This is a genomic window from Lactococcus taiwanensis, assembly GCF_014905395.1.
Lineage (GTDB): Bacteria > Bacillota > Bacilli > Lactobacillales > Streptococcaceae > Lactococcus > Lactococcus taiwanensis.
On the sequence record NZ_BNDT01000001.1, the window covers coordinates 297,389 to 317,423 of the forward strand.

Genomic DNA, 20,035 nt, shown 5'->3' on the forward strand with positions numbered 1-20,035 from the left:
AGTTTAATCACCTTTTGGAGAAAAAAGAGGCGTCAATTAAGCTCAAAAATTGTCATTGCTGCCTGAAATTCCTCAGCAAGATGCGCTTTGCGAAAGGCTTGCCACTCTGGAAGATGGCGGATAGCATTGTAACGCTTGCGCCAATGCCAATATTCGGAAATCTGATACTGCGGATATGTTGCCAAAAATTGTGCTACCATTTGCCATTCATAGGGATAGCCTAGAGGTTTAGCATGATAGCGAACCCCATCAAGAGCAAGGGGCGCACGGCGTTCGTGCAAATGCCCAAACACCACTTCCTTCACCTTTGGAAAAGTTTTAAAGAGTTCATGAAAATGCTGGGAACCCAAATAAGCATTGAAACGTGCAAATTTTTCATAGCGGGTATCGATGATGAAGGCCTGGTGCGGAACAAAATGTGTACTGACAATGATTTTCTCGATTGTTTCATTTACTGACAGCTCGGTCAGTAGTTTTTTTAGTTGCTGGAGCTCATTTTTGGTCGTCTGGATATCATCGAAAGCACGGTGAATTTTCCGGTCAAAATAAAAAGCATTTTTAAAGGCAATAATTTTTTGAAAATCCGCCTCTTTAGTCATGAAAGAATAGTCATACCAACCATGAAAACTAAGAAAAGCGGTTGTTCCAAAAGTCCTAACTTTAAAATTTGAAGCAGCGATTTCTGACTCTTTTAAGCCGACCATATCATGATTTCCAAGATTATAGGTTACTGACAAACCTGTCAGTAGTTGAAGTTGTTCAAAAAAAGGCAAGGTTATGCCATAAAAGTCGTTGGAAATATCGCCAGCAAAATGAAGATCAGTGATTTTCAGTTGCAATAAAAGTTGAGTAAAAATCTGAAGTTCTTCCTTAGAAAAATCATTGATGTCTAAATGAAAATCTGAGATTACAGCGAGTTTCCTTTGTGGTTTATACATGCTAAAATTATATAACAATTAACAGATTTAAACAATGAATCTTGGACTTGTGGAGGTTATTATCTGGTGTGTGGGATAGGTTTGGGATGATTTCAGCTCATGGATTTCCCCAAATGACTGATAGGCTGCTAGAAAAGTGACGGCTAGTCTTTCTCATCCGCTTATTAAATAATTTCAATAGTTGTACTTCTTTAAATTTACCTTTGACATGTGTAGTTTGAAGTGTTATGCTATTTATGGCCAACAGGAGAAGAATAAAGCGTTAGAATAGTAGAATAAATAACTCAATCATTACCACTTATTATTACTAATCATTCTCGTTTTACCTAAATAGTTGGTTAATTTGTGAGTTAAATTTATCGAGGAAAAAAATGAAAGAAGAATATCTTAATAAAAAAGTCATTATCCCTGCCTATTTTGTCGGGGTTTTATATATTGTAAGCTCAATCATTCTCTTGGCTGTTTCGGAGAATACAGGAGCTAAAGAACCAGACTATAAAGGTCTGAGTATCTTATTAGCTTTGTTTGGCTGGCTAGAATTGGTTGGAATTACGATTTTTACGGTGGTCATGGCAAGAAAAGTGAAGAAGTTGCGTTTGAATCATTCCGTTAAGTAAAAACTTTCCTCAGTAGGATTAAAAATAGTTGCATATTACTTATAGGCAGCTATTTGCTAGCCTTTTTATCATTCTTTCGTTAAAATAGAATAAACCAGCAAATCAAAATTTGTATAGTTTAAGAAAAAGACTTCTCCTAAGCAGGATTTCTTACAAATATCCCACCAATGAAAGGAAAACCATAAATCATGACCTCACTCAAACAGGCCATTCAAACGTTGGCTCAGGAGCTTAATATCCAAAAAATTGGTTTTACCACTGCGGATGATTTTGAATACCTTAGAAAATCTCTTGTGGAGCAGAAAGCTGCTGGGCATACGAGTGGTTTTGAGCACCAAAATCTAGAGGAGCGTTTACACCCACGGCTTGCTGTAGCGTCAGCAAAAACAATTATCTCTATTGGTATTGCTTATCCAAATAAGGCGGATGAACGTCCTGAAAAAACGTCCTATCGAAGAGGACAATTTTCACGTGGTTCTTGGGGAGAAGATTATCACTTTGTGCTTCAACGCAAACTCAAGGCCCTTGCTGAGGGAATTGAAAGATTGGCAGGGGAGTTTGAGTATAAAGCAATGGTGGATACGGGAGCACTTGTTGATGTTGCTGTGGCTGCTCGGGCTGGTCTAGGTTTTATTGGAAAAAATGGGTTACTCATTTCTAAAGAGTTTGGTTCTTGGATGTTTCTTGGCGAGTTAGTAACGGATTTAGAGATAGAACCTGATGAACCGGTCGATTACGGCTGTGGAGAATGTAGCCGTTGTGTTGACTTTTGCCCAACCTCAGCCCTTTTAGGCGATGGGCGACTGAATGCCCAACGCTGCCTTTCTTTTCAAACTCAGGCGAAAGGGAAAATGCCAGAAGAATATCGAGAAAAGATTAAAACCGTGATTTACGGTTGTGACATTTGTCAAACTGTTTGTCCCTATAATAAAGGGATTAATAGCCATTTTCATCCTGAGATGGAACCAGATCCTGAACTGACGAATCCTGAGCTTTTACCGCTTTTAGAGCTGTCTAATAAACAATTTGTAAACAAATTCGGTCAGATGGCTGGAAGTTGGCGAGGAAAAAATCCACTTCAGCGCAATGCGGTTTATGCGCTGGCTAATGCAAATGACCGCAGTGCATTACCCAAATTGCGTGAAATGGCAGAAAATGATAAGCGGGACTACATGGTCGATGCAGCTCAATGGGCCATTGAGCGCTTAGAAAATGGAAAAACAAGGATACGTCCCAAGAGACGTTAACCAAAAACGTCAGGTTTTACTTTGTTACCGAAAAGTACTTGAGCTTTTTTCAAGTACTTTTTTGCTACGCGTTAAGCCAGTAGAATAAGCTTGCTCTGTCCTTAGAGGGGGGACTGTGGTATAATAACAGTTATGGAACTATCAGAAATTAGAAATTTACTTGAGGGATATAGTGAGAAAATCAATGGTTTTCACGACTCACTAGACTTAGATCGTTTAGAAGAAGAGATCGCTTTGTTAGATAATGACATGGCACAGCCCGATTTCTGGAATGATCAGGCTGCTGCACAAAAGGTTATTGATCAATCAAACGCTTTAAAAGCCAAATACGATAACTACCAAGCCATGAATAATATGCTTGAAGAAGCACAGATGATGCTGGAAATGCTTCATGAAGAAGCAGATGCAGAAATGCAAGCCGAGTTAGAGGAGCTGACGACTGCACTTGGGCAAAAAATCGAAGCCTACGAGTTGGAAATCATGCTTAATCAACCTTATGATCATATGAATGCAGTGTTAGAAATTCATCCAGGATCAGGTGGGACCGAGTCTCAAGACTGGGGTTCAATGCTCATGCGGATGTACACCCGCTGGGGCGAAGCACATGGGTTCAAGGTTGAAATTCTCGACTATCAAGATGGCGATGTTGCCGGGCTTAAATCGGTGACCATCCGTTTTGTTGGACGAAATGCTTATGGTTTCTTGCGTGGTGAAAAAGGGGTGCATCGTCTGGTGCGCATCTCACCTTTTGATTCGGCCAACCGTCGTCACACTTCGTTTACTTCTGTTGATGTTATGCCTGAGTTGGATGATTCGATTGAAGTGGAAGTACGCGATGCTGATGTGAAAATGGACACTTTCCGCTCTGGCGGTGCTGGTGGGCAAAATGTCAACAAGGTCTCAACAGGGGTGCGTTTGACTCACATTCCAACAGGGATTGTTGTGCAATCAACAATGGATAGAACGCAGTACGGAAACCGTGACAAAGCGATGGCCATGCTGAAATCTAAACTTTACCAAATGGAAATGGACAAAAAACAAGCAGAAGTTGATGAACTTCGGGGGGACCAGTCCGATATTTCATGGGGTTCACAAATTCGTTCTTACGTTTTCATGCCTTATCAGTTGGTTAAAGACACACGAACAGGTTATGAAACAGGGCAAATTTCAAATGTTATGGACGGAGATTTAGACGGCTTTATCAACGCTTATTTACGTTGGAATCTGTGATCAATTGAGGTTGGCAATTGGCCTTGTTGCAATCTATTTGTGATTTTTTTGTTACTCGAGTAAAATTCAGTTATAAAAAAAACTACACAAAGGCGTGTTAATTTGGTATAATTAGACTGGTTTTACTTTGGACTCTTTTGAAAAAGTAAAACTGGTTCGCTTTTTGTCTTTCAAAAAGTTAGCCAAAACATCCATAGTGATTAAAATATATTTTTATTTGTATGTGTGATAAAAACCGGTTCTGGCTCGTCAAAAGTTGCGGACTGGATGGTCATTCCAACAAATAAATCTTATACAGGAAAGGTACTATGAGTATTATTAAACTAAGCAACGTTTCCAAGAAATATTCTAATGGGACAACAGCTTTACGTAATATTTCGCTTGAGATTGAAGCAGGCGAATTTACCTATATCGTTGGTCCCTCAGGAGCTGGGAAATCGACCTTTATCAAACTCCTTTATCGTGAATTAAAGATTGACCGAGGCTCTGGACAAGTTGCAGAATATGATTTATCTAAATTGAAGCGCCGTGATGTGCCAATGTTACGTCGTTCTGTAGGGGTGGTTTTCCAAGACTATAAACTCTTACCAAAGAAAACAGTATATGAAAACATTGCCTACGCCATGGAAGTTATCGGTAAACGTCCACGTGAAATTAAAAAGCGTGTTAACGAGGTGCTTGATCTTGTCGGTTTAAAACACAAGATACGGTCATTTCCAAATGAACTTTCAGGTGGAGAACAACAGCGTGTAGCGATTGCCAGATCTATTGCTAATGCACCAAAAGTATTGATTGCCGATGAGCCAACGGGGAACCTAGACCCTGAAAATTCATGGGAGATCATGAACTTGCTTGAAAAAATCAATCTTCAAGGGACGACCATTTTGATGGCGACCCACAACAGCCAAATCGTTAACACACTGAAACACCGTGTTATCGCTATTGAAAACGGACGAATTGTCCGTGACCAAGAGGAAGGAGTTTACGGCTACGATGATTAGAAATTTCTTCAAGCATCTTTTGGAATCGCTCAAAAACTTAAAACGTAATGGTTGGATGACAGTTGCCGCTGTCTCATCAGTAACAATTACTTTAGTTTTGGTTGGTCTTTTCCTTTCAATTATCTTGAACACGCAAAGATTAGCAGATGGTATTCAAAACAATGTTCGGATTGTTGCCTATATGAAGTTAGACGTGCATGATCAAGAAGCAAAAATTCAAGATCCAAAAAATAGTAAAAAAATGATTGATAATTCAAATCATCTAAAGATTTATAATTCAATCAAAAACATTCCTAATGTAGAAAAAGCTACTTTTTCAAGCAAAGAACAACAATTGAAAGAATTGACAAAAACATTAGGAAGCACCTGGAATCTTTTCAAGGGTGATGCTAATCCACTTTACGATGCTTATATTGTTGAAGCAGACTCACCTGATCATGTGAAGAGCGTTACCGCTCAGATCAGAAAAATTTCTGGTATTGAAAGTGCAACTTATGGCGGAGCTAATACGCAAAAGATTTTCCAAATCGCCAAAGGAGTTCAGACTTGGGGAACCATTATAGCCGTTCTGTTGATTTTTGTTGCCGTCTTCTTAATCTCTAATACGATTCGAATTACGATTCTTTCACGGCAGCGTGAAATTCAAATCATGCGTTTGGTAGGAGCCAAAAATGGTTATATTCGTTGGCCATTCTTCCTAGAAGGTGCATGGGTTGGTCTGATTGGAGCGATTATTCCGAGTCTTGTAGTTGTGTGGGCTTATCGTTTAGCTTTTGTAAGCCTAACACCGAGTCTTCAGTCGCAAAAGCTTTCTATGTATGCACCTGATCAATTCATCCCTGGGATTATCGCATTGATGGCGGTGATTGGGGTCTTGATTGGTTCGTTTGGGGCCTTGCTCTCAATGCGTCGTTTCCTTAAAATCTAAAAGAAAAAAATACTATCTCTGATGATAGTATTTTTTATTTGTGACATTCGAAATAATTTACAACATCATTTCCTCTTCCAGTTCAATTTCTTATAGAAAGAATCCTGTTGCTAAAGAACTGCAAGTAAAAAAACTACTGACCGGCCGGTCAGTAGTTATAATTTTTAAAAAGTCAAGCTTAAATCTCATAATCATCGTCAGACATGGCTTCAACTTCTCCTAATAAGTAAGAATTTCCGACTTGTGAGAAGAAGTCATGGTTAGAAGACGACGTAGAAATCCCATTCATCACTACAGGATTAACGTCCGCCGCAGTGTCAGGGAAAAGTGGATCTTGTCCAAGATTCATCAAAGCTTTATTGGCATTATAGCGCAAGAAAGTCAAAACTTCCTCAGTCCAACCCACTTGATCATAAAGTAAATGCGAATATTTTTCTTCATTTTCATAAAGTTGGTAAAGCAATTCATACATCCAGTCACGTAATTCACTTTGCTCCTCTTCTGATAACTCATTAAAGCCAAGTTGGAATTTGTAGCCAATATAAGTGCCATGGACAGACTCGTCACGAATGATTAATTTAATGATTTCAGCTGAATTAATCATTTTATTATTTCCTAAATAAAGTAAAGGAGTGTAAAAACCGGAGTAGAAGAGGCACGTTTCAAGGAACACAGAGGCCACCTTTTTTTGCAAAGCTGTACCAGATTCATAAATTTTATTAATAATTTCGGCCTTGGTTTGCATATAAACGTTGGTATCGACCCAGTCAAAAAGTTCTTCGATTTCTTTTTTGGTATTCAAAGTAGAGAAAATCGTAGAGTAAGATTTGGCGTGAACCGATTCCATAAATTGGATGTTATTGAAACAGGCAATTTCTTGAGGCGTTCTGGCATCGTGTTTAAGTACTTCCGCACCATCTACGGATTGCAGGGTATCGAGCAAGGTCAAGCCGGCAAAGGCCTTAGCAAAAGTATCTCGTTCGATTTGAGGTAATTTACGCCAGTCATCTAAGTCGTTAGAAACAGGTACGCGAGTGTCTAACCAAAATTGGCTCGTCAATTTCTCCCAAGTGTATTTGTCAATCGAATCTTCAATAGAGTTCCAGTCAATGGCGCTGTAGTAGGTCGGCACCGTCAAATTTTCAGTTTCAGACATAGTATTAAGATGTGAGCCCTGCGGTAAACAAGATGGGCTCAATTCCTTTCTCTTTTTCTTCGTATAAAATGCCAAGAAAATTTACTGACCGCTTCGTCAGTAAATTTTGTAGCAGTGGTCAGTAAATTTTCCTTAGATAACGCAACTTTCACATTGATTAGCGCCAACTTCTTCTTGATCATCAGTAAAAGTCCGCACGTAATAAATGGTTTTGATTCCTTTTTTATAGGCATAATTACGTAAGATAGACAAATCACGAGTGGTCATTTTGTTGGTAGCTGATTTCCATTCATAAAGGCCTTCAGGCAAAGTAGAGCGCATAAATAGGGTAAGGGATAAGCCTTGGTCAACATGCTCTGTGGCAGCAGCATAGACGTCAATCACGGCGCGCATATCTGTGTCATATGCTGATTTGTAATAAGGAATAGTTTCCGTTGAAAGACCAGCCGCTGGGTAGTAAATTTTACCGACTTTCTTTTCTTGACGTTCTTCGATTCGGTTTACAATTGGGTGAATAGAAGAAGAACAGTCATTAATATAAGAAATTGACCCATTTGGCGCAACGGCCATACGATATGAATTGTAGAGTCCAGAAGTTTTTACAGTTTCACGCAGAGCTGCCCAGTCAGCAAGACTTGGAACTTCAATCCCGTCAAACAAAGCTTGTACTTTTGGAGAGACAGCAGCAAAATAATCATGGCTGACGTATTTGTCAAAATAGCTGCCGTCAGCGTAAGCTGATTTTTCAAATGTTTTGAAAGAGGCCCCTTTTTCTTGTGCTAATTTATTGGAGGCTTTCAACGTATAGTAATTCAATAACATAAAGTAAACGCTAGTAAATTCAACGGCTTCTTTACTATCGTAATGGATTTGATTTTGAGCTAAGAAAGAATGTAAGCCCATGGCTCCAAGTCCGATGGCATGCATTTCATCATTTCCTTTACGTACAGTAGGCACAGTGTCCAGGTTAGATGTTTCAGAAATGAAAGTTAATGCCCGAACCATTGATTCAATAGAAGGGCCAAATTCTGAACCAGAGGTCATCATGTTTAAAACGTTTGTTGAACCCAAGTTACAGGCCACATCTGTCCCCGTCACTTTGTAGGTTTGATCATCATTCAAAACAGAAGGTGTTTGAACCTGCAAAATTTCAGAACAAAGATTAGACATCGAAATCACACCATCAACCGGATTAGCTTTGTTAACGGTGTCTACATTGACGATATAAGGGTAACCAGACTCTTGTTGAAGTTTTGAGAGTTCTTGTTCAAGTTCACGAGCAGAAATTGGTGTTTTACGAATTTCTGGATTAGCTACCATGTTGTCATATTCGGCTGTAATATCCACTTCTGTAAAAGGTTTACCATAGTGTTTTTCGACGAAATAAGGTTCAAACAAGTACATTGTTTCCCCTTTTTTGACCAATTCATAAAACTTATCAGGAACGGTTACACCTAAAGACAACGTTTTGACACGTATTTTTTCATCTGCATTTTCTTTTTTAGTAGATAAAAATTCCATAATGTCCGGATGGAAGATGGACAAATAAACTACACCAGCGCCTTGACGTTGCCCTAATTGGTTAGCATAAGAAAAGCTATCTTCAAACAATTTCATGACAGGTACTACACCAGCTGCGACCCCATCATAACCTTTGATTGGTGCACCAGCCCCGCGCAAGTTTGTCAAATTGAGGCCAACTCCACCACCATTTTTGGAGAGTTGTAACGCTGAGTTGATTGTCCGACCAATGGAGTTCATATCGTCGGTCAATTGCAAAAGGAAACAAGAGACGAATTCACCCCGGCGTTTTCGACCAGCATTTAAGAAAGTTGGCGTGGCAGGCTGATAGCGACGATTGACCATTGCAAAGGCCAAGTCATGCGCTAATTTCTCATTGCCATCCGCCATATACAAAGCATTCATGAGTACACGATCTTCAAAATCTTCCAAATAAAGTGACCCATCATTATTTTTCATGGCGTACTGATTGTAAAATTTATAAGCGGCCATGAATGAATCGAAATGAAACTCAAACTGACTCAATTCTTTTCTCAGTGAGGTGATGAAGTCAAATGAATATTGCGCTAAAAAATCTGCCTCCAGATATTCTTCTTGTACAAGCCACTTGAGTTTTTCTTCATACGTCTCAGCAGTGAAACGATTTGGTGCAACGTTTTCTTTAAAAAAAGCAGTGATTGCTTCTTTATCTTTAGCCAATGGAATGGCACCATTGACGGGAATGTTAATTTCATTATTAAGCTTAAAATAGGTGACATCTTTAAGTTGTTTAAGAGACATATTACTCCTTTATTTATCAATGCGTTTCAGTTGCTACATTTTTACTGAAACTAAAATAATTAATCAATGTAAAGCTAGCTGTTAGAAAAGCAATAGCATTAAAAATGAAAGATGCTTCACGTCAAATCTGTGAAGCATAAGATCATAGTGGATTTTTAAAAGTTACTTTGGCCCCTTGATCAAGCTGTATGGCGAGTTTTTCGACCGCCTCCACATCAGCTGGCGTACCGTTAAACTCAAAGTCATATAAGAGTGGAATTTGATATTTGGCAGAAAGTTCCTTAGCTGTAAAAATATAAATTCCTGCAAAATTGCGGTTTCCTGTTCCAATGATACCACGACAAAGCTTATAGTTTTCATTATAAGCCATGAAATCAAACACAGGATCCATCACGTCAATAGACTTAGAGACGGTAGGGGATTCCTCGGCATAACTTGGTGTGATGAGAAGAAAAGGCTCAGACATCTCTAAATCATCGTCGGGTAGAATTTCAACATGAGGTAAACTGGTTTTACCTACAAAACGTCGAGTTTGCCCGGTTACACTAAAATAAACAAGTTTCATCTTAAGCCAACTTTGCTAATTCGGCAGGACGAAAACCAGAGAAAGCTACTTCTCCCTTAGTAACGACAGGAGCAGCTCTAAAGCCCATTTCGATGACTTTTTCTACAAACTCAGGTTGCTCATCAATGTTGATTTCAGTGAAGGCGACGTGATGTTCTCCGAGCCATTTTTTGACCATTTTACATTGCATGCAGTTATTTTTCGAATATACTGTAACCATTTTAGTCTCCTCAGTGGTGAGTCAAAGTTCTTTTACTTTTTCTCGAATTTTATATTCTTATTTTAGCGTAAAAAAAATACCTAGTCAAATTATATTTACTAGATATTGTGTTGAATTATGTAAAATATGACAAGATGACACAAGATATTGTGCTATTTTTTTTGCTGGTGAGATAGGTTTAAACCAAAGGGGACAAGGGATTCAGTGTGATTTTTAATCCGGATGAGGTTACTTTTGTGTCTATAAATGATAATAATTGCTAAAACAATAACAATTAAAGAGAATAAAAGGTCATAAGAAGGTAAAATAAAACCAAAGCTTGGAAAAATCAAAATCCCCACTAATGCAGCAAGAGCTGCAACAACGCTTGAAAGGCTAATCATACTAAATAACCATAAGACAACGAAGAAGACTAGTAACAGATAAACCAGAAAAAGAGGGGTGAAACCAAGAATGACACCACCAGAGGTAGCAACAGCCTTTCCTCCTTTGAAGTGATCAAATATGGAAAAGGTATGCCCAATAACCGCCATCAACCCAAAAATGAGAGGAGAGAGCCCGTGCACGTGAAAGAGGACAGGTAAAAGGGTTGCAAGTGTTCCTTTAAGAAGGTCAAAAGTAAAGACGGCGATGCCCGCTTTCACCCCAAGAATCCTAAAAGTATTGGTAGTGCCAGTATTTCCTGAGCCATAATCGTGTAGGTTTTTTTTGAAAAAAAGTTGCCCTACCCACAGCCCAGCTGGTATTGCCCCTAGCAGATAGCTCACAACAAGAAGTATAAAAATAATCATAAGTGCTCCAGGTCTATTTCTTTTAAAATAACATATGCTTTTAACTGTACAATTATATCATATTTTACTAAAGAAATAAGTAAATTTTTCAAAAAATGCTTACAGCAGGCTTTTGACAAAGCTTTCTGAACAAGGTACAATAAGCTAGATGAATATTTTTTGTAGCTTAACAAAGAATATGAGCTTTCAATGAGGGGAATGACAGTAATGGTAATAGATATTAATAATTATGATGATAGTGCGATTCAAGTCCTAGAGGGCTTGGATGCTGTCAGAAAACGGCCTGGTATGTACATTGGCTCAACCGATAGTACAGGCTTGCACCACATGGTTTGGGAAATTGTAGATAATGCAGTCGATGAGGCCCTTTCCGGTTTTGGAAATAAAATCCTAGTGACGATTAACAAGGATGGCAGCTTAACCGTTGAAGATGAAGGACGGGGTATGCCTGTTGGAATACACGCCAGTGGAAAACCTACCATTGAAGTTATTTTCACGATTTTGCATGCTGGTGGTAAATTTGGTCAAGGGGGTTATAAAACTTCAGGTGGACTGCATGGCGTTGGCTCGTCAGTTGTTAATGCCCTTTCCACTTGGCTAGAAGTCGAAGTCACGCGTGATGGAACGGTCTATCGGCAACGTTTCGAAAATGGCGGACACCCTGCTACTACGCTGGAAAAAATTGGCAAAGCACCCAAGTCAAAAACAGGGACAAAGGTCACCTTTATGCCCGACCCCAGTATTTTCTCGACAACAGAGTTCAAATATAATATCATCTCAGAACGCCTGAACGAATCAGCTTTCTTGCTCAAAGAAGTGACCATCGTTCTTGAAGACAAACGAACAGATCAAAAAGAAGAATTTCATTATGAAAATGGGGTTCAGGATTTTGTCACCTATCTGAATGAAGACAAAGACAGCTTGACGCCAGTGCTTTATTTCGAAGGCAAGCAAGACGGGTTTGAAGTAGAAGTGGCCATGCAATACAATGATGGTTACTCGGAAAATATCCTCTCTTTTGTTAATAATGTCCGTACCAAAGACGGTGGAACACATGAAGCGGGCCTGAAAACTGCCATTACTAAAGCGATGAATGAGTACGCCCGCAAGGTAGGCTTACTCAAGGACAAGGATAAAAATCTGGAAGGTTCAGACTATCGTGAAGGCTTAACGGCGGTGCTGTCGGTTTTGATTCCTGAAGAACACTTGCAATTTGAAGGGCAGACTAAGGACAAATTAGGCTCCCCTTTGGCTCGCCCGATTGTGGATGGTTTGGTGGCTGAAAAGCTCAGTTTCTACTTGATGGAAAATGGCGAATTGGCTCAGAATTTGATACGTAAGGCCATCAAAGCGCGTGAAGCCCGTGAAGCGGCTAGAAAAGCGCGCGAAGATTCCCGAAATGGCAAAAAGAACAAGAAAGACAAAGGGCTTTTGTCTGGTAAATTGACCCCAGCTCAAACCAAAAACCCTAACAAAAACGAACTTTATCTGGTCGAAGGAGATTCGGCTGGTGGCTCCGCTAAACAAGGGCGCGACCGCAAGTTCCAAGCGATATTGCCTCTGCGTGGTAAGGTTATCAACACCGAGAAGGCTAAAATGCAGGACATTCTCAAAAATGAGGAAATCAACACCATGATTTACACCATTGGTGCTGGGGTTGGGGCTGATTTTACCTTGGCTGACCGCAACTATGACAAAATTATCATCATGACCGATGCCGACACGGACGGTGCCCACATCCAGACCCTTTTGCTGACTTTCTTTTACCGCTACATGAAACCGCTGGTGGAAGCAGGGCACATCTACATCGCTCTGCCGCCCCTTTACAAAATGAGCGAAGGCAAAGGGAAAAAGGAAAAAATTGAATACGCTTGGACTGATGGCGAGCTGGCTGAGTTGCGCAAGCATTTCGGTAAAAATGCTAACCTGCAACGTTACAAAGGGCTTGGTGAAATGAACGCGGATCAGCTTTGGGAAACGACCATGAATCCTGAAAGCCGTACTTTGATTCAAGTGACCATTGACGATGCCGCTCAAGCTGAAAAACGCGTCTCTGTGCTTATGGGTGACAAGGTTGAACCTCGCCGGAAGTGGATTGAAAACAACGTGAAATTTACGATGGAAGAAGAAACAGTCTTTTAAAGTTTACTGACAGCTTCGTCAGTAATTTTTCACACTTGAAAAGAGAAAAAATGCGTTTGATTTTAGCATCTGCGCCAGAAGGCAAGGAAAAATTTATTCGACAAATTGAAAAATGGCTGGGCAAATCTCGCGCCGACATCTCGGTCTGTCTGATTAACGAAGCGCTCGCCCAGTCAGATGATGATTGTCGCTGGCTTTTATCGGCATTTTCAAGTTTGGCCACAACTTTTGGTGGCAAACTAACTTTTGCCAATCTGCGCGCTGTGGCGCCAGAACAGCTCAAGACCAAGATGTTGGGCTACGATTTGATTTGGTGTTTTGGTGGCTACACTAATGAATTGCTAGAAACCTTTGAGAAAACTGGTTTTTCTGAACTTTTGCCAGAACTTTTGGCAGGAAAAATCTGGGTGGGTTCATCAGCAGGCGCTTGCGTTTTGGCGAAAAATTATCTGGGGCTGCTGGATTTCTCAATTTCTCCTCATGAAAAACTTACGATTTTCAAAGAAAATACTTATTTTCTGACTGACTCAGCAGGGCTGATTGTTGATAATCATGAGATTTTGCTGATAGAGAATGCTGTATAATTTGCTGACGAACCTGTCAGCTGGAGTAAAAGAAAAATGAAAGAAAAATACGTCGTTTTTGACTTTGAAACCACTGGTTTCTCTGCTCAAAAAAATGAAATCATCCAAATCGGTGCGGTAAAATATGACGAAAACGATGTTGAGATCGCGCGGTTTAACCAATTGGTTAAAAATCAGCGGTCCTATGTCTCTTCAGAAATTACAAAATTAACTGGGATTAGACCAGCTGATTTGCTCAATCAGCCGACGATTGAAGAAATCCTACCGAAGTTTTTGGCCTTCATCAAAGATCATCTTTTAGTTGCGCATAATGCTCCCTTTGATGTCAGTTTCTTATACCAAGCAATTATTGATTGCGCCCTAAGTGGCGTCGAGGCTTTTCGCGTCTATGACACGCTGACAGAAAGTAAACGCTTATTGACGATGTCATCCTATGCCTTAGAAAATTTTAAATCGGTGCTTGGAATGGATGAACTGCGCTCACACGATGCACTTAATGATTGTTTAATTACAGCAAAACTTTACCAATATTTACAAAAAATCGAGTATTCAGAAGAATTAGCATTTGCCAAAGAAGCTGATCAGTTGGATTTGTTTGGAGAAATGACCGATGAGATTACCGTTGAGTTACGTCGTGAATTGCACCTTCCAATCACGAAAGCTTTGGTCTACTACCATCAAGATGAACAGCGACGCTGGCATCGCTTAGAAGTGGTTGGCATTCACATTGAGCGCACTTACAGTACGGGAGCAAGTCTGACTATCCGTTTGTACGATGGTGAAAAAGTAGCGATTCATTCGGATTTTTTGAAGGAAATGCAGAAGGCTAACTTTGTGAGTCAGATGGAAGAAGACTAGTTAAAAATTAGTGATGCACCTGCCCTAAGGAGGAAAAGATGGAAAATTGGAAACTTAAAACGTTTGATCAATTAACAACTACAGAAATGTACAACTTACTGAGTTTGCGTACAGCTGTATTTGTAGTGGAACAAAACTGTCCTTATCAAGAACTAGATGGCAAAGATCAAGTTGCACAGCACCTCTGGCTTGAAAATGAAGCAGGAGAGGTAGTAGCGCTTTGTCGGCTATTACCTCAAGGGCTCTCCTTTGCTGAAGCTTCAATCGGAAGGGTTCTTGTTAACCCTGCCTATCGGGGCGAAAATTGGGGTCGTGCGCTTGTCAAAGCGGCTTTAGAAGTCTTACAACAAGCTGGTGAGGACGCAGTAACGATTGAAGCTCAATATTATTTACGTGATTTTTATCGAGGATTTGGGTTTGTCGAAAATTCAGAACCTTTCGATGAGGATGGCATTAAGCACGTTAATATGAAACTTATTTTTTGATTCTTTGACTTACTGACAGCTCTGTCAGTAAGTTTTTTACTGAAAAGGTTATCAAAAACGACCTCTTGAGGAAGAAAACAGACCTTTAGATTTTGTCCACTCCGCCTTTTGGCAGTTTTTTTCACTCTGTTTTTGTGGTAGAATAGAAAAAGTGATTGCTGAAAAAAACGGCTCACTGGCTTTTAGCTGATGAGCGGATTAAAAACTACAAGGCCCACCATAATGGGGGTGTACGACAGTTCTCAGCTCACAGTTTTACTGACGAGTGGGTCAGTGAGTGTAAAAAAAGTCAACTTAAAATTAAAAAGCCATTATTAAATGAACTAAAAATTTTCTCAAAAGAAAGTTAAAAAATGTCTAATATTCAAAAATTACCCCTTGAGGATATCATGGGTGAGCGCTTTGGGCGCTATTCAAAATACATTATTCAAGAGCGGGCTTTACCTGATATTCGAGATGGATTAAAGCCCGTTCAACGCCGCATTCTTTATTCCATGAATAAAGACGGCAATACGTTTGATAAGTCTTACCGTAAATCAGCGAAATCTGTCGGAAATGTCATGGGTAATTTTCACCCACACGGCGATAGTTCCATTTATGAAGCAATGATTCGGATGAGTCAAGATTGGAAAATGGGCGAACCTTTAATCGAAATGCATGGTAATAATGGTTCGATGGATGGTGACCCACCCGCTGCGATGCGTTATACCGAAGCGCGCCTTTCAGAAATTTCAGGCTATCTTTTAGCAGATATTGAGAAAGAAACAGTCAGCCACGCGTGGAACTTTGATGATACTGAAAAAGAACCGACCGTCTTACCGGCAGCTTTTCCTAACCTTTTGGTCAATGGCTCAACAGGTATTTCAGCAGGTTATGCGACAGATATTCCGCCTCATAACTTGGGTGAAGTCATTGATGCGACCATCCACATGATTGATCACCCTAAAGCAGACGTCGAAAAGATCATGGAATTCTTGCCTGGTCCTGATTTTCCAACGGGAGGAATCATTCAAGGAAAAGGCGAAATCAGAAAAGCTTATCATACAGGTAAAGGCCGTGTCGTTGTTCGTTCCAAAGTTGAAGTGGAAGCAATGAAAGGCGGCCGTGAACAGCTCATTGTTACGGAAATTCCTTATGAAATTAATAAGGCTAATCTGGTCAAGAAAATTGATGATGTTCGGATAAATGCTAAAGTACCTGGTATTTCAGAGGTTCGAGATGAGTCTGACCGTGAAGGATTACGCATTGCCATTGAACTAAAAAAAGAAGCAGATAGCCAATTGGTCCTGAATTATTTGCTTAAAAATACAGATTTGCAAGTTAATTATAACTTCAACATGGTAGCCATTGATAGTATGACGCCTGTTCAGACAGGAATCCTACAAATCCTACGCGCCTATATTAAGCATCGTGAAGAAGTGATTGTCAAACGTTCTCAATTTGATTTGACAAAGGCTGAAAAACGACTGCACTTGGTGGAAGGATTGATTCGCATGGTTTCAATCTTGGATGAAGTCGTGGCAACAATTCGGGCTTCGGAAAATAAAGCTGATGCGAAGGAAAACATCAAGGTTTCTTTTGATTTTACAGAAGAACAAGCTGAGGCTATTGTGACCTTGCAGCTTTACCGTTTGACCAATACCGATATTGTAACTTTGCAAAATGAGCAAGCGGAGCTTGAACAACGTATTTTGGAATTAAAAGCAATCATTAATGATGAACGGACGCTTTTTAACTTAATGAAACGTGAATTGCGTGAGGTCAAGAAAAAATTTGCGAAAGCCCGTCGAAGTGAGTTGCAAGATGAAGTTCAAACCATAGAGATTGAGGCCAGTGAGTTGATTGTTGCTGAAGATACGGTGGTTTCCGTTACTCGTTCAGGCTATGTCAAACGTACCTCTCCACGTTCATTTGCTTCCTCAGCACTTGAAGAAATCGGTAAACGTGATGATGACGAGCTGCTCTTTTATGCCAATGCGAAAACGACGCAAGGTTTGTTGATTTTTACAACACTTGGAAATGTTATTTATCGACCTATTCATGAACTTGCTGATGTACGTTGGAAGGATATTGGTGAGCATTTATCACAAAGTTTGTCAAACTTTGCTTCTAACGAAAAAATCCTCTATGTGCGCTTAGTCGACCAGTTTGAAGGAGAAACCTTTGTTGTTGTGACCAAAAATGGTCAAGTGAAACAAGTGGATCTAGCGAGCTTCACGCCCTGGCGGACCTATCGTTCTAAATCTGCTGTTTATGCGAAGATGAAGGGCGAGGATGACGAAGTCGTTTTGATTTGCCCTGTTGAATTTGCTGATCTGATGGTGATTTCAGAGCAAGGGTATGCATTACGCTTTAATTTGGATGATGTGCCAATTCTTGGGAATAAGGCAGCAGGGGTTAAAGCGATGAATCTGAAAAAAGGAGATGTGATCAAAGCAGCTTTCTTTGTAACAAGCAACAGTTGGTATTTATTGACACAACGCGGCTTTATCAAACGGATGAAAACTGAGGATATTCCAGTCACTTCAAGAGCAAACCGAGGGCTTCAAGTACTCCGCACTCTGAAAACGAATAACCATACCGTATTTGCGGCGGGTTTGGTCAATGCGACCGCTGATTTAAGTGCTGTTAGCAAAGAAGTTGATCTGTTCACCTCGGCAAATCCTACAAAAGAAACAACGCCACAACCACAGATACTGGAGGTAGCTTCGGTTGATGGAGAGCTTCACGATGTAGTGTTGACTGATTTGACACTCTCTGAACGCACAAGTAATGGTCATCCTCTGTCTGAAAAAATGAGTCAAGTAGGAACTGCTCACTTGAAATAACTTTAAAAAAATGGCTTTGTCTTTAAGACGAGGCTGTTTTTTATGGTCTTATTCTCGCTATCCTGTTATAATTAAGAACAGAAGACACATCACTCAAAAAGGAGCGACATGCAAACAGCATTTAAGTTATCTGTTGAGCGTGCAGCCAATGGAAAAATTGTCCACGTCTATTTTGATGAAACACATGAACCCATGGCCTATGAGGTGCTGATAGGCTTATCAGAGCAAGATTACGAGCTGATTAGTGGGACGCCCTTTCAACAAAAAGTTTGGTTAGAGCTGCGCCGTATTCCCTCAGGACAAACAATCACTTATCAAGAAATGGCAGAACGAGTAGGTGCCCCAGGCGCACAACAAGCTGTGGGGCAAGCCTTAGCCCGTAACCCTCTACCTGTTATTTTACCTTGTCATCGGGTCACAAAAAAAGATGGTACGTTGGGAGGATTTATGGGAAAAGCCAATCGACAAGATATCAAAACAGCCATATTGGCTTATGAAAAAAGCACTGCTGGTCAGGCAGATTAGACGTGAGTTCCTATCATTAAAGTTTCGCGTCCACTGTTAAAGTGCGCTACTGACAGATTGGTCAGTAAATGCTATAATTAAACTTATGAAAAAAATACTGTCACTCCTGATCATTGCCGCTGGGATTGCTTTTGACCAGCTTTTTAAAAATTGGATTGTTACCCACCTTGCGCTAGGAGAGGTGAAAGATTTTTTACCTGGTTTTATGAGTCTGACTTATTTGCGAAACGATGGGGCTGCTTGGTCATCATTTGCGGGTCAACAATGGTTTTTTCTCGTGCTTACTCCGGTCGTTTTAGTCATTGCGGCTTGGTTTTTATGGCGTAAAATTCAACAGAATTGGTATTTTATTGGGCTGACATTGATTATTTCAGGAGCTTTAGGAAATTTCATTGATCGAGTCCGACAAGGCTTTGTGGTTGACATGTTTCAGACCGACTTTATGAATTTTCCAATTTTTAATATTGCGGATACGCTCTTGTCGATAGGATTTGTATTACTTTTTATCGCCATTTTGACGGATAAAAGCGACCGCCTCTAGTAGACAAGATAAAAAAGCTTGCTGACCAGCTGGTCAGTAAAAAGATGAGTGACTTAACAACAAGGAAAGAAAAATTTGAATAAATTTATTATTAAAGAAGAAAATAATCAGCTTCGCTTGGACAAAGCTCTAGCCAATCAAACAGAGCTTTCTCGGAGTTTATTGACTGAGCTTATTCGTGATGGCAAAGTGCTGGTCAACGGCGAAGTTAAAAAAGCCAAGTATAAAGTAAAAACGGGCGATCGCATCGATGTGGAAATTCCTAAAGATGAAGTGCTTGATATTGTAGCTGAAGACTTGCCCTTAGAGATTGTTTATGAGGATCTTCAAGTTGCGGTGGTAAACAAACCTCAAGGAATGGTGGTTCATCCAGCAGCAGGACATGCTTCAGGGACTTTGGTCAATGCGCTCATGTACCATATTAAAGACTTATCAAGCATCAATGGCGTTATTCGCCCTGGCATTGTGCACCGAATCGACAAAGATACAAGCGGTTTGTTAATGGTAGCTAAAAATGATAAAGCTCATGAAAGTTTGGCAGCTCAGCTTAAAGATAAATCCAGTAAACGGCGTTATTTAGCCATTGTTCACGGCGAAATTCCGAATGATAAGGGCACAATTGAAGCACCCATCGGACGAAATCCTAAAGAGCGTAAAAAACAAGCGGTTGTATCTGGTGGGAAACCCGCGATTACCCATTTTGAAGTTTTGGAACGTTTCTTAGGTTATACTCTGGTGGCGTTACGGCTTGAAACAGGGAGAACGCATCAAATTCGGGTGCATATGAATTATATTGGTCATCCTGTTGCGGGCGATCCTTTATATGGACCGAATAAGACCCTTACACCCAACCATGGCCAGTTTTTACACGCTGAGACTTTAGGATTTGAACATCCAACGACAGGAGAATTTATGGAATTTCAAGCAGAAGTACCAGAAATTTTTGCTGAGCAGCTCAAAAAACTCCGTGGACAAGTAGAATAAGGAAACTTATTCTTTTTTTATTAAAATAATGCGCATCTTTTTTGAAATCTGCTATAATAAAAGAAAGACTTCCAGTAACTTTTTGTAATCTTTC

At 40.1% G+C, this 20,035-nt stretch carries 19 protein-coding genes; 13 read left to right on the forward strand and 6 right to left on the reverse strand.

Going from position 1 to position 20,035, the window contains the following annotated elements:
- Positions 1–32: 32 nt before the first annotated feature.
- On the reverse strand, positions 33–938 hold the full coding sequence (locus JKP71_RS01420) for a metallophosphoesterase (RefSeq protein ID WP_200406749.1): 906 nt from the start codon (positions 936–938) through the stop codon (positions 33–35).
- 371 nt (positions 939–1,309) lie between these two features.
- On the opposite strand from JKP71_RS01420, the gene JKP71_RS01425 reads away from it, so the two are divergent.
- From JKP71_RS01425 to ftsX, 5 genes are all read left to right on the forward strand, one after another.
- Positions 1,310–1,555: a hypothetical protein gene (locus tag JKP71_RS01425; RefSeq protein ID WP_200406750.1), complete on the forward strand. Its 246-nt coding sequence runs from the start codon at positions 1,310–1,312 to the stop codon at positions 1,553–1,555.
- 188 nt (positions 1,556–1,743) lie between these two features.
- Positions 1,744–2,802, forward strand: coding sequence for a tRNA epoxyqueuosine(34) reductase QueG (gene queG / locus JKP71_RS01430; RefSeq protein ID WP_200406751.1), 1,059 nt, complete (start codon positions 1,744–1,746; stop codon positions 2,800–2,802).
- A 132-nt stretch (positions 2,803–2,934) separates the two neighbouring features.
- Complete coding sequence (gene prfB, locus JKP71_RS01435; protein ID WP_200406752.1) at positions 2,935–4,032, forward strand: peptide chain release factor 2; 1,098 nt, start codon at positions 2,935–2,937, stop codon at positions 4,030–4,032.
- A 308-nt stretch (positions 4,033–4,340) separates the two neighbouring features.
- Positions 4,341–5,033 carry a cell division ATP-binding protein FtsE gene (gene ftsE, locus JKP71_RS01440; protein ID WP_075524602.1) on the forward strand — a complete coding sequence of 231 codons (693 nt, stop codon included), beginning with the start codon at positions 4,341–4,343 and terminating at the stop codon, positions 5,031–5,033.
- A complete protein-coding gene (ftsX, locus tag JKP71_RS01445) occupies positions 5,026–5,961 on the forward strand; it encodes a permease-like cell division protein FtsX (protein ID WP_200406753.1) in 936 nt (311 codons plus the stop codon). Before ftsE ends, ftsX begins: the two co-directional genes overlap by 8 nt.
- Positions 5,962–6,139: 178 nt before the next feature.
- Here the strand turns inward: ftsX and nrdF are convergent, their stop codons facing one another.
- From nrdF to plsY, 5 genes are all read right to left on the reverse strand, one after another.
- On the reverse strand, positions 6,140–7,117 hold the full coding sequence (nrdF, locus tag JKP71_RS01450) for a class 1b ribonucleoside-diphosphate reductase subunit beta (RefSeq protein ID WP_200406754.1): 978 nt from the start codon (positions 7,115–7,117) through the stop codon (positions 6,140–6,142).
- 132 nt (positions 7,118–7,249) lie between these two features.
- The gene (nrdE, locus tag JKP71_RS01455) at positions 7,250–9,418 is read right to left on the reverse strand and encodes a class 1b ribonucleoside-diphosphate reductase subunit alpha (RefSeq protein ID WP_075524604.1); all 2,169 of its coding nucleotides are present in this window, start codon (positions 9,416–9,418) and stop codon (positions 7,250–7,252) included.
- Between the two features lie 142 nt (positions 9,419–9,560).
- Positions 9,561–9,983 carry a class Ib ribonucleoside-diphosphate reductase assembly flavoprotein NrdI gene (gene nrdI / locus JKP71_RS01460; protein WP_200406755.1) on the reverse strand — a complete coding sequence of 141 codons (423 nt, stop codon included), beginning with the start codon at positions 9,981–9,983 and terminating at the stop codon, positions 9,561–9,563.
- 1 nt (position 9,984) lies between these two features.
- Positions 9,985–10,203 carry a glutaredoxin-like protein NrdH gene (gene nrdH, locus JKP71_RS01465; RefSeq protein WP_075524606.1) on the reverse strand — a complete coding sequence of 73 codons (219 nt, stop codon included), beginning with the start codon at positions 10,201–10,203 and terminating at the stop codon, positions 9,985–9,987.
- Positions 10,204–10,355: 152 nt separating this feature from the next.
- Positions 10,356–10,994, reverse strand: coding sequence for a glycerol-3-phosphate 1-O-acyltransferase PlsY (gene plsY, locus JKP71_RS01470; RefSeq protein ID WP_200406756.1), 639 nt, complete (start codon positions 10,992–10,994; stop codon positions 10,356–10,358).
- A gap of 207 nt (positions 10,995–11,201) precedes the next feature.
- Between plsY and parE the strand changes: the two genes are divergently transcribed.
- From parE to JKP71_RS01510, 8 genes are all read left to right on the forward strand, one after another.
- Entirely contained in the window at positions 11,202–13,136 is a 1,935-nt protein-coding gene (gene parE, locus JKP71_RS01475) for a DNA topoisomerase IV subunit B (protein WP_373298584.1), read from the forward strand.
- A 50-nt stretch (positions 13,137–13,186) separates the two neighbouring features.
- Entirely contained in the window at positions 13,187–13,720 is a 534-nt protein-coding gene (locus JKP71_RS01480; RefSeq protein ID WP_200406758.1) for a Type 1 glutamine amidotransferase-like domain-containing protein, read from the forward strand.
- A gap of 36 nt (positions 13,721–13,756) precedes the next feature.
- Positions 13,757–14,578 (forward strand): 3'-5' exonuclease, encoded by an 822-nt coding sequence (locus JKP71_RS01485; protein WP_075524610.1) that lies wholly within the window; start codon positions 13,757–13,759, stop codon positions 14,576–14,578.
- A gap of 38 nt (positions 14,579–14,616) precedes the next feature.
- Complete coding sequence (locus tag JKP71_RS01490) at positions 14,617–15,063, forward strand: GNAT family N-acetyltransferase (RefSeq protein ID WP_200406759.1); 447 nt, start codon at positions 14,617–14,619, stop codon at positions 15,061–15,063.
- A 353-nt stretch (positions 15,064–15,416) separates the two neighbouring features.
- Complete coding sequence (gene parC / locus JKP71_RS01495) at positions 15,417–17,891, forward strand: DNA topoisomerase IV subunit A (protein ID WP_200406760.1); 2,475 nt, start codon at positions 15,417–15,419, stop codon at positions 17,889–17,891.
- Between the two features lie 108 nt (positions 17,892–17,999).
- Complete coding sequence (locus JKP71_RS01500) at positions 18,000–18,416, forward strand: methylated-DNA--[protein]-cysteine S-methyltransferase (protein ID WP_200406761.1); 417 nt, start codon at positions 18,000–18,002, stop codon at positions 18,414–18,416.
- Positions 18,417–18,501: 85 nt separating this feature from the next.
- Positions 18,502–18,957 (forward strand): signal peptidase II, encoded by a 456-nt coding sequence (gene lspA, locus JKP71_RS01505; protein WP_200406762.1) that lies wholly within the window; start codon positions 18,502–18,504, stop codon positions 18,955–18,957.
- 75 nt (positions 18,958–19,032) lie between these two features.
- The gene (locus JKP71_RS01510; protein WP_200406763.1) at positions 19,033–19,941 is read left to right on the forward strand and encodes an RluA family pseudouridine synthase; all 909 of its coding nucleotides are present in this window, start codon (positions 19,033–19,035) and stop codon (positions 19,939–19,941) included.
- The last annotated feature ends 94 nt before the right edge of the window (positions 19,942–20,035 follow it).

Coding starts and splice junctions, on each gene's coding strand:
- ftsE (WP_075524602.1), top strand. CDS start 4,341: ATGAGTATTATTAAACTAAGCAACGTTTCCAAGAAATATTCTAATGGG.
- nrdE (WP_075524604.1), bottom strand. CDS start 9,418: ATGTCTCTTAAACAACTTAAAGATGTCACCTATTTTAAGCTTAATAAT.
- JKP71_RS01420 (WP_200406749.1), bottom strand. CDS start 938: ATGTATAAACCACAAAGGAAACTCGCTGTAATCTCAGATTTTCATTTA.
- queG (WP_200406751.1), top strand. CDS start 1,744: ATGACCTCACTCAAACAGGCCATTCAAACGTTGGCTCAGGAGCTTAAT.
- JKP71_RS01490 (WP_200406759.1), top strand. CDS start 14,617: ATGGAAAATTGGAAACTTAAAACGTTTGATCAATTAACAACTACAGAA.
- JKP71_RS01425 (WP_200406750.1), top strand. CDS start 1,310: ATGAAAGAAGAATATCTTAATAAAAAAGTCATTATCCCTGCCTATTTT.
- parE (WP_373298584.1), top strand. CDS start 11,202: ATGGTAATAGATATTAATAATTATGATGATAGTGCGATTCAAGTCCTA.
- nrdF (WP_200406754.1), bottom strand. CDS start 7,117: ATGTCTGAAACTGAAAATTTGACGGTGCCGACCTACTACAGCGCCATT.
- prfB (WP_200406752.1), top strand. CDS start 2,935: ATGGAACTATCAGAAATTAGAAATTTACTTGAGGGATATAGTGAGAAA.
- ftsX (WP_200406753.1), top strand. CDS start 5,026: ATGATTAGAAATTTCTTCAAGCATCTTTTGGAATCGCTCAAAAACTTA.
- JKP71_RS01500 (WP_200406761.1), top strand. CDS start 18,000: ATGCAAACAGCATTTAAGTTATCTGTTGAGCGTGCAGCCAATGGAAAA.
- nrdI (WP_200406755.1), bottom strand. CDS start 9,983: ATGAAACTTGTTTATTTTAGTGTAACCGGGCAAACTCGACGTTTTGTA.
- JKP71_RS01480 (WP_200406758.1), top strand. CDS start 13,187: ATGCGTTTGATTTTAGCATCTGCGCCAGAAGGCAAGGAAAAATTTATT.
- lspA (WP_200406762.1), top strand. CDS start 18,502: ATGAAAAAAATACTGTCACTCCTGATCATTGCCGCTGGGATTGCTTTT.
- nrdH (WP_075524606.1), bottom strand. CDS start 10,203: ATGGTTACAGTATATTCGAAAAATAACTGCATGCAATGTAAAATGGTC.
- JKP71_RS01485 (WP_075524610.1), top strand. CDS start 13,757: ATGAAAGAAAAATACGTCGTTTTTGACTTTGAAACCACTGGTTTCTCT.
- plsY (WP_200406756.1), bottom strand. CDS start 10,994: ATGATTATTTTTATACTTCTTGTTGTGAGCTATCTGCTAGGGGCAATA.
- parC (WP_200406760.1), top strand. CDS start 15,417: ATGTCTAATATTCAAAAATTACCCCTTGAGGATATCATGGGTGAGCGC.